Annotated in this window: 11 protein-coding genes and 1 tRNA gene; 7 read left to right on the forward strand and 5 right to left on the reverse strand. The window is 74.2% G+C overall.

Annotated features, from left to right (window positions below):
• The first annotated feature begins 71 nt into the window (after window positions 1-71).
• A complete protein-coding gene (locus tag ACI79D_RS21630; protein WP_456920564.1) occupies window positions 72-1496 on the forward strand; it encodes a dihydrolipoyl dehydrogenase family protein in 1425 nt (474 codons plus the stop codon).
• A 124-nt stretch (window positions 1497-1620) separates the two neighbouring features.
• On the opposite strand, the gene ACI79D_RS21635 is transcribed toward ACI79D_RS21630, so the two are convergent.
• Together ACI79D_RS21635 and ACI79D_RS21640 are read right to left on the reverse strand one after the other, a co-directional pair.
• Window positions 1621-2148: an NUDIX domain-containing protein gene (locus ACI79D_RS21635; RefSeq protein ID WP_456920565.1), complete on the reverse strand. Its 528-nt coding sequence runs from the start codon at window positions 2146-2148 to the stop codon at window positions 1621-1623.
• A 61-nt stretch (window positions 2149-2209) separates the two neighbouring features.
• Window positions 2210-2995, reverse strand: coding sequence for a transglutaminase-like domain-containing protein (locus ACI79D_RS21640; protein WP_456920566.1), 786 nt, complete (start codon window positions 2993-2995; stop codon window positions 2210-2212).
• A 99-nt stretch (window positions 2996-3094) separates the two neighbouring features.
• On the opposite strand from ACI79D_RS21640, the gene ACI79D_RS21645 reads away from it, so the two are divergent.
• A complete protein-coding gene (locus ACI79D_RS21645) occupies window positions 3095-3889 on the forward strand; it encodes an SGNH/GDSL hydrolase family protein (RefSeq protein ID WP_456920567.1) in 795 nt (264 codons plus the stop codon).
• Between the two features lie 10 nt (window positions 3890-3899).
• On the opposite strand, the gene ACI79D_RS21650 is transcribed toward ACI79D_RS21645, so the two are convergent.
• Window positions 3900-5855 (reverse strand): putative bifunctional diguanylate cyclase/phosphodiesterase, encoded by a 1956-nt coding sequence (locus ACI79D_RS21650; protein ID WP_456920568.1) that lies wholly within the window; start codon window positions 5853-5855, stop codon window positions 3900-3902.
• 197 nt (window positions 5856-6052) lie between these two features.
• On the opposite strand from ACI79D_RS21650, the gene ACI79D_RS21655 reads away from it, so the two are divergent.
• A complete protein-coding gene (locus ACI79D_RS21655) occupies window positions 6053-7099 on the forward strand; it encodes an LLM class flavin-dependent oxidoreductase (protein ID WP_456920569.1) in 1047 nt (348 codons plus the stop codon).
• A 50-nt stretch (window positions 7100-7149) separates the two neighbouring features.
• Here the strand turns inward: ACI79D_RS21655 and ACI79D_RS21660 are convergent, their stop codons facing one another.
• Entirely contained in the window at window positions 7150-7854 is a 705-nt protein-coding gene (locus ACI79D_RS21660; protein WP_456920570.1) for a L,D-transpeptidase family protein, read from the reverse strand.
• Window positions 7855-8293: 439 nt separating this feature from the next.
• Between ACI79D_RS21660 and ACI79D_RS21665 the strand changes: the two genes are divergently transcribed.
• On the forward strand, window positions 8294-8875 hold the full coding sequence (locus ACI79D_RS21665) for a hypothetical protein (protein WP_456920571.1): 582 nt from the start codon (window positions 8294-8296) through the stop codon (window positions 8873-8875).
• Window positions 8876-9190: 315 nt separating this feature from the next.
• Window positions 9191-10684 (forward strand): N,N-dimethylformamidase beta subunit family domain-containing protein, encoded by a 1494-nt coding sequence (locus tag ACI79D_RS21670; RefSeq protein ID WP_456920572.1) that lies wholly within the window; start codon window positions 9191-9193, stop codon window positions 10682-10684.
• Between the two features lie 18 nt (window positions 10685-10702).
• Here ACI79D_RS21670 and ACI79D_RS21675 read toward each other — a convergent pair.
• Window positions 10703-10775, reverse strand: a tRNA-Arg gene (locus ACI79D_RS21675).
• A 132-nt stretch (window positions 10776-10907) separates the two neighbouring features.
• On the opposite strand from ACI79D_RS21675, the gene ACI79D_RS21680 reads away from it, so the two are divergent.
• Window positions 10908-11714, forward strand: a complete 807-nt coding sequence (locus tag ACI79D_RS21680; protein ID WP_456920573.1) for a class I SAM-dependent methyltransferase — start codon at window positions 10908-10910, stop codon at window positions 11712-11714.
• Between the two features lie 184 nt (window positions 11715-11898).
• Window positions 11899-12420, forward strand: a complete 522-nt coding sequence (locus tag ACI79D_RS21685) for a single-stranded DNA-binding protein (protein WP_456920574.1) — start codon at window positions 11899-11901, stop codon at window positions 12418-12420.
• Window positions 12421-12565 lie beyond the last annotated feature (145 nt).

Here is a 12565-nt window from a genome sequence, read left to right on the forward strand (position 1 = left end):
GTGAGCGGACAGGGGCGGGAGCCGGCAGCGAGGAACGAGCGAGGGGCGGAGCGCCCCGCGGGAGCGACCGGGTGACGGCGGTGGAGGAGCGCAGCTACGACGTCGTCGTCCTCGGGGGCGGGTCGACGGGGGAGAACGTCGCCGACGTCGTCGTCCGCGGCGGGCTGAGCGCCGCGCTCGTCGAGGCCGACCTGGTCGGCGGCGAGTGCTCGTACTGGGCGTGCATGCCCAGCAAGGCGCTGCTGCGCGGCAGCGAGGTGCTCGCGGCCGCGCGCGCCGTGGACGGTGCCCGGCAGGCGGTCACCGGGGAGCAGGACGTCGCCGCGACCCTGGCCCGCCGGGACTCCTTCGCCGGGCACTGGGACGACGCCGGCCAGGCCCGCTGGGTGGCCGACGGCGGCATCGACCTGGTTCGCGGCGCCGGCCGGCTCGAGGGCGAGCGCACCGTCGTCGTCACCGGGCCCGACGGGACCAGGACCCGGCTGACCGCCCGGTCCGCCGTCGCCGTCTGCACCGGGTCGGAGGCCGCCGTCCCCCCGGTGGACGGGCTGGCCGAGGTCGGGCCCTGGACGCCGCGGGAGGCGACCAGCGCCAAGGAGGTCCCCGGCCGCCTGCTCGTGGTCGGAGGCGGGTACGTCGGCTGCGAGATGGCCACCGCCTGGCAGGCGCTCGGCGCGCAGGTCACCCTGCTGCAGCGCGCCGACCGGCTGCTCGACGACATGGAGCCCGAGGCCGGGGAGGCGGTCGCCGCCGCGCTGCGCGACCGGGGCGTCGACGTCCGGCTGGGCACGGACGTGATCGCGGCGCGCCGGGAGGCGGGCGAGGTGGTGCTGCGCTGCACCGACGGCGAGGTCCGCGGCGACGAGGTGCTCGTCGCGGTGGGCCGGCGGGCGCGCACCGGGGACGTCGGCCTGGACACCGTCGGGCTGACGCCGGGGGAGTACCTCGACGTCGACGACTCCCTGCAGGTGCGCGGCCGGCCGTGGCTCTACGGCGTCGGCGACGTCAACGGCCGCCGGCAGCTGACGCACATGGGGAAGTACCAGGCCCGGCAGGCCGGCGCGGCGATCGTCGCCCGCGCCCGCGGGGAGCAGGTGTCGCTGGCCGACTGGTCGCCGGTCACCGCGACCGCCGACCGGGTGGCCACCCCGTCGGTGGTGTTCACCGATCCGCAGGTGGCGTCCGTGGGGCTCACCCGGGCGCAGGCCGAGCGGGACGGCGTGCCCCACCGGGTGGTGCGCTACGACCTCGGCGACGTCGCGGGAGCGCGGCTGTCCGCCGACGGCTACCGGGGGACGGCGATCGCGCTGGTCGACCCGGGGCGGGAGGTGCTGCTCGGCGTCACGTTCGTCGGCGCCGGTGTGGCCGACCTGCTGCACGCGGCGACCGTCGCGGTGGTCGGGGAGGTGCCGGTCGCCCGTCTGTGGCACGCCGTCCCGGCCTTCCCGACGACCAGCGAGGTCTGGCTGCGGCTGCTGGAGACCTACCGCGGCTGACGAAGGACCCCGTCCTCCTCACCGGGGAAGGACCCCGTCCTCCTCACCGCTCGCAGGCTCGCGGCGAGCCTCTGGACGGGGCCAGCCCGGGACGGGGCCCCGGCGGGACCCTGCACGGGCGGACTCAGCCGCGGTCGAGCAGCAGCAGGCCGTAGGCGGCCAGGCTCGGCCCGTCGGTGAACCGGCCCGACCGCACCATCTCGCGCAGCTCGGGCTCGGGCACGAACGCCTGCCGCATGTCGGCCTCGGTGGCCTCCCGCGCGGTCGGCCCGGCGGTGAGGTCGGTGGCCAGCCAGACGTCGAACTCCTGGGTGGACAGCCCCGGGGCGAGGTCGAGGTGACCCAGGTGGCGCAGCGACCCCGCGCGCAGGCCGGTCTCCTCGGCCAGCTCGGCGCGGGCGAGCTCCTCGGCGTCGCCCGTGCTGCCGGGGCTCCAGGTGCCCTGCGGGAACTCCCAGGCCCGCCGTCCCACCGGGTAGCGGAACTGCTCGACCAGCCAGAACCCGCCGTCGGCGTAGGGCAGCACGAGCGCGAAGTGCGACTTCTCCACCACCCCGTAGAGGCCCGGCGAGCCGTCGGCGAGCTCGAACGTGTCCTCCCGCACCCGCATCCACGGGTTGCGGTAGACCTCCCGGCTGCTCGTCGTCCGCACGCGGCCATCCTGCAGGGGCCCGCCGCGAGCCCGCGAGCGGTGGGGGGAAGGTGGTCCTTCTTCAGGGGAGCGGGTGCGGTGCCGTGCTGGTCTGCGGGAGCTCGCCCTCGACGGTCGCGGTGACCGTCATCGACTCGAACCGGGCCACCCCGCCCAGGGTCGTCAGGAACGCGGTGTCGGCGGCGTCCCGGCCCGAGCAGATGCGCACCAGCGAGCGCAGCGGCGCCAGCCGGGTGGCGTCGACGACGTGCCAGGTGCCGTCGACGTCGGCCTCGACGACGGCGTGGAAGTCCATCGGGTCCAGCCCGGGGGCGTAGACGGCGACCAGCCGGGCCGGCACCTCCAGCGCGCGCAGCAGGGTGACGGTCAGGTGCGCGTAGTCGCGGCACACCCCCCGCCCGGCGAGCAGGGTGTCGACGGCGGTGTCGACCGGGCGGCTGGCGCCGGCGGTGTAGGTGAGCCGGTCGTGGACCCAGCCGGCGACGGTCTCGACGAGCTCCGCACGCGGCATCGTGCGGTCGAACTCGCCCGCCGCGAAACCCTCCAGCTGGTCCGAGGGGCAGTAGCGGCTGGGCCGCAGCGCCTCGGCCCACGCCGCGGGGGTGACCGGCCGGGGCGGTCCGTCGCCGTCGACCGTGGCGGTGTAGGCCACCGTCGTCGTGCCCTCGGCGAGCTCCACCCGGTGCACGCGGGCCTCGCCCACGGCGAACTCCTCGACCGGCAGCGGCCGGCCGTCGCAGAGCACGGTCAGCTGCTCCTCGCGCGGGGCCGCGACGGCCACCTGCAGCAGGGCCGGAGCCGGCGCCGGGGAGGAGATGGTCATCGTCGCCGCGACGTCGGTCCGCATGCCCTCCATGGTCGCGTCGTCGCAGGTCGGATGGGCTGTGGGGTCGGTCACCACACCCGGGACCGGCTCCCGCGCCGAACCCGTGCTGGAGTGGGGACCGTGCAGCTCGAGCCCTCCCGGACCACCTGGCGCCGCTACGTCGCCCTCGGCGACTCCTTCAGCGAGGGGCTGGCCGACCCCGACCCGCAGCGGCCGGGGGAGTACCGCGGCTGGGCCGACCGGCTGGCCGAGCACCTGGCGGCCACGGCCGACGGCGACCTGGAGTACGCCAACCTCGCCGTCCGCGGCCGGCTGCTGGACCAGGTCGTCGAGGAGCAGGTGCCGGTGGCGCTGGCCGCGCGGCCGGACCTGGTGAGCCTGGTCGCCGGGGGCAACGACCTGCTGCGCCCCGGCGCCGACCCCGACCGGCTGGCCGCCACCCTCGAGGACGCCGTCGCGCGGTTCCGGGCCGCCGGCGCCGACGTGCTCCTGGCGACCGGTGTCGACCCGCGGCAGACGCCGATCATCCGCCGCACCCGCGGGCGGGTCGCCGTCTTCAACGCCTCGCTGTGGTCGATCGCGGCCCGGCACGGCGCCGTCGTCCTCGACCAGTGGGGCGCCGACTGGCTGCAGGACTGGCGGATGTGGGACACCGACCGCATCCACCTCACCGACGAGGGCCACCGCCGGACGGCGCTGGCCGCCGCGACCGCGCTCGGGCTGCCGGTCGGCGACGACTGGCGCACCCCGCTGCCGCCGCAGCCGCGGCGGGCGCTGCGGGCGGCGATGGCCGAGGAGGCCGCCTGGGTGCGCGGCTTCGTCGCCCCGTGGATCGCCCGCCGGCTGCGCGGCCGGTCCTCCGGGGACGGCCGCGCCGCCAAGCGGCCGGTCCCGCTGGCCCTGCCGCGCGCCTGACCGCCGCCCGCTACTCCGGGTCGGCGGGCCGGCCCTCGGGGTCCTCCCCGGCGGACTCGTGGCCGGTGAGGTCGTGCGCGGCGAGCCCCTCGGCGGTCAGCTCCTCGACGCTCATCAGCTGCGTCACCGGCGGCTCGACGGCGGGCTCGGCCGGCTGCTCGGCGGCCAGCACGTCCTCCACGGTGACCGTGCCGGGCGGGAGCGTCCCGGCGAGCTCGTCGTCCTCGGACGCCGGGCCGGAGCCGGGCAGCGGCGCGGGCCGGCCGAAGGCGTAGCCCTGGGCCATCCCGCAGCCGTGCTCGCGCAGCCACTGCGCCTGCTCGAGGTCCTCGATGCCCTCCGCGATGACCTGCAGGCCCATGCCCAGGCCGAGCTGGAGCAGGCCCTGCACCAGCGCCGCGGTCGAGGGCTCGGTGACCACGTCGGCGACGAAGGAGCGGTCGATCTTCACCGTGTGGATGGGCAGCCGGTGCAGCGCGGTGATGGCGGAGTAGCCGGTGCCGAAGTCGTCGAGGGCGAGGGTGACGCCGGCGTCGGTCACCTCCGACACCGCCTGGAGGGTGGCCTCGGCGGCGAACAACGCCGTCGACTCGGTGATCTCCAGCTCCAGGCGCTCGGGGGGCAGCCCCGACTCGGCCAGCGCCTCGGCGACCAGGTCGGCGAAGCCGGGTTCGGCCAGGTGCCGGGCGGAGACGTTGACGTGGACCCGCAACCCGACGGGCCAGCCGGCGGCGTCGATGCACGCCTGCCGGAGCACCCAGGCGCCGAGCCGGGAGGTCAGCCGGTTGTTCTCGGCGGCGTCGAGGAACGCGCCCGGCGGCAGCAGCCCACGGGTGGGGTGCTGCCAGCGGATCAGCGCCTCGTAGCCGAGCAGCGTCTCGTCGGTCAGCGACACGATCGGCTGGTAGAACAGCCGCAGCTCGTCGGCCTCCAGGGCGTGCCGCAGGTCGGCCTCCAGCTGCAGCGCGTCGACCTCGCTGTCGCTGAGCCCCCCGTCGTGCACCTCGATGCGGGCCCGGCTGCCGTCGGCCTTGGCGCGGGTGAGGGCGTTGTGCGCCTGCCGCAGCAGGTCGTCGGGGGCGACGTCGGAGCCGAGGGTGAGCCCGACGCTGGCCGACAGCACGATCTCGCGCTCGCCGATGAGGAACGGGTCGTCGAGCACCGACAGCAGCCGGTCGGCGAGCGCGCGCAGGCCGTCGAGGTCCTCGACGTCCTCGGCGAGGATGAGGAACTCGTCGGCGCCCAGCCGGACGGCGGTGTCCTCGATCCGCGTGCTCCAGCGCAACCGGTCGGCCACCTGGGTGAGCAGCTGGTCGCCGGCCTCGTGGCCGAGGACGTCGTTGACCGCCTGGAACCGGTCGAGGTCCAGGTGCACGAGCCCCACCTGCAGCCCCCGCCGCCGGGAGAGGGCCAGCGCGTGGTTGAGCCGGTCGCCCAGGGCCCGCCGGTTGGGCAGCCCGGTGAGCGGGTCGGTGAACGCCCGCCGGACCAGGTCCTCCTCGGCGCGGCGGCGGTCGGTCACGTCGACCAGCGAGAGGACGACGAAGTGCGGCGCCCCCGTGCTGGTGTGGATGACCTGGTGCGACTGCTGCGCCCACAGCTCCTCGCCGTCGGCCCGGCGCAGCCGCCGCTCGCCGTCCAGCCGCAGCCACGGGTCCAGCGCCGTCTCGGTGTCCGGCGGGAGGTCGGGGACCGGCGCCTCGTCGGGGTGCGCCAGGAGGTCGACGTGCCGGCCGACCATGTCCTCGGGCGTGCGCCCGGTGAGCTCGCACAGTGCCTCGTTGACCACGAGGAGGTGTCCGTCGAGGTCGACGAGCGCCTTGGGGATCGGCGCCTCGAGGAACAGGGCGCGGAAGAGCTGGCCGCGGTCGGCGAGCAGGGTGTCGATGGCGCGGAGCCTCGAGCCGGCGGCGGGTCCGCGGGTCCCCGCCCGGGGCCGCGGTACGTCGGGGGCGCTCAGAGTCACCTGGACAGGGTGCGGGACAGGAGCCGCGAAGTGACGGAACCCGTCAGCGGAGAGTCGTGGTCGATCGGACACACAGCGTGATGAGCCGTGTGCGGTGGGGCAGGAGGGGTGGGTGGGACTCGCGGGCGGGGCGACCGTCCCTGTGAGGTCCCCCACCGGCCGGGAACAGACCCACTCCCCGCGGTGCTCCGAGGGGCGTGGACGCAGTGGAGAAGCGGATCGGGTTCCTGTCCTTCGGGCACTGGCAGCCGATCCCCGGGTCGCAGGTGCGCACCGGCCGGGACGCGCTGGTGCAGAGCGTCGAGCTGGCCGTGGCCGCCGAGGAGCTCGGGGTGGACGGCGCCTTCGTGCGGGTGCACCACTACGCCCGGCAGCTGGCCTCGCCGTTCCCGCTGCTGGCCGCGATCGCCGCGCGGACCAGCCGGATCGAGATCGGCACCGGCGTCATCGACATGCGCTACGAGAACCCGCTGTACATGGCCGAGGAGGCGGCGGCCACCGACCTGCTCAGCGACGGCAGGCTGCAGCTGGGCGTCAGCCGCGGGTCACCCGAGACGGCGCTGCGCGGCTCGGAGGCGTTCGGCTACGTGCCGCCCGAGGGCTCGTCCGACGCCGAGCTCGCCCGGGACAAGACCGCGCTGTTCCTGGCGGCGATCGCCGGGCAGCCGGTCGTGGACGCCGACCCGCGGATGACCGGCGGCGCGGCCGGCCGGCTGGCGATCCAGCCGCAGTCGCCGGGGCTGCCCGAGCGGATCTGGTGGGGGTCGGGCACCCGCGCCACCGCCGAGTGGACCGCCCGGCAGGGGTTGAACCTGATGAGCTCCACGCTGCTCAGCGAGGACACCGGCGTGCCCTTCGACGAGCTGCAGGCCGACCAGATCGCGCGCTACCGGGCGGCCTGGGCCGACGCCGGCTGGGAGCGGACGCCGCGGGTGTCGGTCAGCCGCAGCGTGATGCCGATCGTGACCGACCTGGACCGGCAGTACTTCGGCCAGCGCTCGGGCGAGGACCAGGTCGGCCTGCTCGAGGGCGTGCGGGCCCGCTTCGGCAAGAGCTACGTCGGCGAGCCCGACCAGCTGGCCGAGGAGCTGGCGAAGGACGCCGCGGTGCGCGAGGCCGACACGCTGCTGCTCACGGTGCCGAACATGCTCGGCGTCGACTACAACGCCCGGCTGCTCGAGACGATCGTGCGCCACGTGGCCACGGCGATCGGCTGGGTGCCGCCGGCCGAGCGGAGCCGCTGACCCGACGCCGGGCGGTGGCGCCGGGAGTCCCGGGTCACCGCCTCGGCGGGTCAGACGTAACGCTTCGGGATGGGCGCGTAGGCCCGCGACCCGACGCCGATCGAGATGGTCGGGTTCTGTGCGGCCCGCAGCCAGCGCAGCAGCCACACCATCTGGCTCGAGGACACGGCCACGCACCCGGCGGTGGCCCGCGAGTTCTTCACGTGCAGGAAGAACGCCGAGCCCTTCCCGCGGACCGCGCCGGTGCCGTAGGGCGACGGCGCGTTGTAGCCGATGAAGGCGGCGTAGTCGTAGGCGCCCGGGTAGTTGCTCAGCCGCTCGATCGAGCCGTAACTGGCCGGGCAGGTGCCCGGGGCGCAGCGCCGGTGCTGGTTGATCACCGAGCCGGTCGAGCCGGTCCACACGTCGTTGCGGTCGACCCGGTGGTAGCCGGGGACGCCCGGGTCGGGCTTGATGCCGAAGGGCTGGTTGAGCCGGAACTGGCCGACCGGGGTGCGGGCCACGCTCTCGCTGGCCGCGCCCATGCCCGCGGAGCCGATCCGGGCGCTCGGAAAGAGCGCGACCCGCTTGTACCGGCCGTCGGGCTGGCGGGACCACGCCTCCACCGTCGCGTACGTGCTGGTCGCCGACGGCGCGGAGACGGTCACCACCTGGCCGGACGTCGTCGCCGCCGCGGCCGGGGTCGGCGCGGCGCCGACGAGGCCGCCCAGGAACAGGGCCGCGATCAGCCCGAGGACGGGTACGTGCTGTCTCACTGCTGCCTCCACCGGCGGCTCGACGGGAGGCGCGGAGCCGCGCGTGCACCCGGGTCGGCGCAACGTACCCGTTCCGGAACTCGCCGACGTGACCGCCGAGGCGGGCGTGCAGCACGGGGCGGAGGTGGCGGGAGAGGTGCGCCGCGTCACCGCGCGTCAGGCGCCTGGTGCGCACCGGGATGACCCGCTGTGCCCGACGGGGATCGACCGGGACGCCGCCGTCCGCGGTCGCCGTCCGGGCCGTCGAGGCCGGTGGACCGTCCTAACATCCCGGACGCAGGTCATCGACATCCTCCGGCCCGACTTCCGGTGCGCCTCATCTGTCGCTCTGTTCTGCACATCGAGGTCGCCCCGCGGCAACGTCCGGCGACCGTCTCGTCGTCGATGGCCTGGAACGGTCAGAACGGCGCTCCGTGGTCATCAAGGGGAGCGCAGATCGATGAACGCCGCACTGCGGAGCACCCCGCTGGCTGCCCTCGTGATCGCCTGCTCGTCCGTGGCGACCGCGGCTCCGGCGGCTGCTGCTCCGGAGGGGCCGACCACGCTGCACGTGGAGGGCACCCAGAGCCTGGTCGGCGAGAACTTCTACCGCAGCGAGGGAGGGCTGCTGGGGGACTTCTGGATCCTCACGTTCGACCCGCTGTACGAGTCCGACTCCCTGGTGATCGGAACCGGCACCGAGCGGTTCGTGGGCTGCGTCGACGTGGACCTCGACGCGACCTGTGGGGCGGACGAGCCGACCGGTGAACTGCGGTTCGACTACGTCCAGTGGGCGACGTTCGACCCGGCCACGGGGACGTTGATCGAAGGTGCCTGCACCCACCCGGTCACCGGTGGGAGGGACGCCTTCCAGGGCGCCCGAGGGCTCCTCGAGATGCGCGACGTCGTGGTGGACGGCGAGGTCCAGACCACGTACGAGGGGACGGTCGTGCTGGACGCGGTGCCGGGGGAGGCACCTGCACCGGAGGCTGCTCAGGCGTTGGCCGCCGGCGTCTCACCGACCGGCGGGGGTTCCTGTTAGCCGGCTCCGGTCCCGCCGCCGCCGGGTGGTGCGCTGGGCGCGCCCGGCAGGGATCGAACCTGCGACCAAGTGCTGAGTGACCACCTCAGGGGTGAGGCCGGCAGCTCAGCTCGACCCAGCGGTCCCCGTCCGGGCTTCCCACGCCTGGCTCTGCCGAGTCGGAACCGCGGTCACGATCCGCCACTCCCGAGCAGAACTGCAGACAGCCGTGCGGCGGACGCCGTACGTTGCCAACCCTGAACGCGCTCCGGTGGGTGGGGGATCACGCACATGGCAACGTCGGCACGCCCAATGAGGGTGGGCCGACTTGCGCTGGTGCTGCTGCTCCTGACCGTGGTGGCCCCGCTGGCCTGGGGCGCGTGCTCAACCCCCGCTGCTCGCCCGAATCCGATCGTGGCGGAGAACCAGCAGCCCGGGACCCAGTCGTGGCGGATCACCCGCCCCAGTGATGACGTCCATCAGCAGGTGAAGGGTTACGCGTCCGCTGTCAGCGTCGACCTGGGCGAGTCGATCACGTTCTTCGTGACCGTGAACCCAGTGCAGGAGTACTCCATCGACGTGTACCGGTTCGGCTACTACCACGGTCAGGGCGGCCGCCTGATGCGGCATGCTGACGCGCGTGCGGGAGTGACTCAGCCGAGCTGTCCCGTGGACCCGATGACGGGCATGGTCTCCTGCACCTGGTCCCCGAGCTACACCCTCGATGTCCCGACCACGTGGACGAGTGGCGTCTATCTCGCCAAGCTCACGAATGCCGAGGGTTTCGAGAACTACATCACCTTCGTGGTACGCGACGACGACCGTCGGTCCGCACTCCTCTACCAGCAGAGCGTGACGACTTATCAGGCCTACAACAACTACCCGTACGACGCCCCACCAGGGAGTTCCCTGCCGGCCACCGGCAAGAGCCTCTACGACTACAACAGTTCCGCTAGCCGGACCGGGCTGGGTACGCAGCAGGCGGTGAAGGTCTCCTACGACCGGCCGTACTCCGCTGACATCGGGCGGCGTGATGGGTCAGGGCAGTTCACCCAGTGGGAGAGCTACTACGTGCGCTGGCTGGAGCAGAAGGGCTTCGACGTCACCTACACGACGAACGTGGACGTCGACCGCGACGGCGGCCAACTGCTGAAGCATCGCGGATTCCTGTCGGTGGGCCATGACGAGTACTGGTCAGCGCGGATGTACGACGCGGCGGAGAATGCCCGCGATCACGGCGTGGGTCTGGGCTTTTTCGGCGCCGACGCCGTCGTGTGGCAGATCCGCTTCGAGCCGTCGAGCACCGGGAGCCCGCGTCGCGTACAGGTGTGCTACAAGGACGCCGGCTTGGATCCGATCGCGGGCTCGACGGTGACGGTGCGCTGGCGCGACCCGCCGCTGAACCGCCCGGAACAGCAACTGCTCGGCACGATGACCTCCGGCATGCAGCTGGATACCGGATCGCCGGCCATGTTCATCGCCACCAATACCTCCAACTGGGTCTACGCCGGTACGGACCTGAAGGACAATGAGCCGGTCGCCGCCATCGTCGGTTACGAGACCGACGGCTACGACAGCAGCTATCCGGCACCCGCGGCGAGGACGGGCACGTACACCAGGCTCTCGAACTCGCCGTACATCGACAGCGACCACCTGCAGGCCCTCCAGCAGTCGTCCGTGTACCAGGCGCCCAGTGGAGCGTGGGTGTTCAACGCCGGCACCATCCAGTGGTCCTGGGGCTTGTACAACGGCGACGGACTCAACTATGCAGACTCGCGCATCCAGCGGATGACCGCCAACGTCCTTCACCGGATGACGGAGGGCGCCTGACCTCAGGTGTGCAGCGTGCGCGCCCGGCAGGGATCGAACCTGCGACCAAGTGCTTAGAAGGCACCTGCTCTATCCGCTGAGCTACGGGCGCTCGGGGGCGATCATCGCACCCCCGGCGCCCCTCCGGTCCGCCGACGGGCCAGGGGCCACCCGCCTCTGGTGCCGACCGTCGGTCGGGACGACGATCTGCTGCGCAACCGCCGCCCTGCGTCGGGAGGCCGCCGTGGACCAGCCGGTCGTCGCGCCGGGCTCGTGGGCCGGCGCCACCCAGTACGAGGCCTACGTGGGCCGGTGGAGCAGGCCGGTCGCGCGGCGGTTCCTGACCTGGCTCGCCGTGCCGGGCCGGCTGCGGTGGCTCGACGTGGGGTGCGGCACCGGCGCGCTGACCGAGGCCGTGCTCGCCGCCTGCGCGCCGGAGAGCGTGCTCGGCGTCGACCCCTCCGCGGCCTTCCTCGGCCACGCCACCGCGCACGTCCGAGACCCCCGGGCGTCGTTCCGGGAAGGCGACGCGCGGGCGCTGCCGGTGGCCGACCGGTCGGTCGACGCGGTGGTCTCGGGTCTGGTTCTCAACTTCGTGCCCGAGCCCGCCGCCGCGCTCGCCGAGATGGCCCGCGCGGCCCGGCCCGGGGGAGTGGTGGGCGCGTACGTGTGGGACTACGCCGAGGGCATGCAGCTGATCCGGCTGTTCTGGGACGCCGCCGCGGCGGTCGACCCGGCCGCCCGGGCGCTGGACGAGGCGGTCCGGTTCCCCGGCTGCGCCCCCGAACCCCTGCGCACGCTCTTCGTGGCGGCCGGCCTGGCCGACGTGGCGGTCGAGGGGATCGTCGTCCCGACGGTGTTCTGCGACCTCGACGACTACTGGACGCCGTTCCTGGGCGGCACCGGCCCGGCGCCGGCGTACGTGGCGAAGCTGGCCGATGCCGACCGGGCCGCGCTGCGGGCGGAGGTCGAACGACGGCTGCCCGTCGGGGCCGACGGGGTGGTGCGGCTCTCCGCGCGCGCTTGGGCGGTGCGCGGGCGGAGGGGGTGAGGCGGTCACCCGGGGAGTGCAGCACGCGGTCGTCGCGGTGCCCGCAGCGTCGTCCACAGGCGGTCAGGCCGTCCACAGATGCCCCGGTCCGCTGTCCTCCGGGGTGCCCGCAGCCGAGGGTCGACGGCACACCGGCACCGCGCCGGCCGCGCCGTCCCGGCGCCGCGCAGACCCGAGGAGCACCGTGAACGAGACCCACGTCACCGTCGTCGGCAACGTCGTCGACTCACCCCGTCGCTTCAGCCCCGACGGCGGCAAACCCGTCACCAACTTCCGCATGGCGTCCACCCAGCGCCGGTTCGACAGCCGCACCCAGGAGTTCGTCGACGGCACGACCTTCTGGGTCGACGTCGAGTGCTGGAACGAGCTGTCCGGCAACGTCTCCGGCAGCGTCAGCAAGGGCGACCCCGTCATCGTCTACGGCACGCTGAGCACGCACAGCTGGGAGAGCGAGAACGGCCGGCGCAGCGTGCCACGCATCCGGGCCACCGCCGTGGGGCCGAACCTCAACCGTGGGACGGCCCTGTTCAAGCGCAGCCGGTCGGCGCGCACCGCGGAGGAGGGGCCGGTCCCGTCGGCGCCCGCCGACGGCGCGTTCGGCGGCGAGGCCGGCGAGCTGGTGTCCGGACGGGACTACGTCGACGGTCCCGAGGCGTTGTACGGGACGAACCCCACCGATCCCGCCGCGGAGCCCGCGCACGTCTAGCCGTCGAGGCTGGGAGGATCGGACGGGAGCACGCACGGGGGCGGGGGGGGGCGCCGGCCGGCCGCCCCCCCCCCCCCCAACCACCCACCCCCACCACCCCCCCCGCCACCATAAAAAAAAAAAAAATAAAAACAGCCCCACCCTC

Source organism: Geodermatophilus sp. SYSU D00708 (assembly GCF_054050115.1).

What these genes read in the sequence shown, in the direction of transcription:
- ACI79D_RS21640 (WP_456920566.1), bottom strand. Translation starts at nt 2,995, where the DNA reads ATGCGGACCGACGTCGCGGCGACGATGACCATCTCCTCCCCGGCGCCG.
- ACI79D_RS21665 (WP_456920571.1), top strand. Translation starts at nt 8,294, where the DNA reads ATGAACGCCGCACTGCGGAGCACCCCGCTGGCTGCCCTCGTGATCGCC.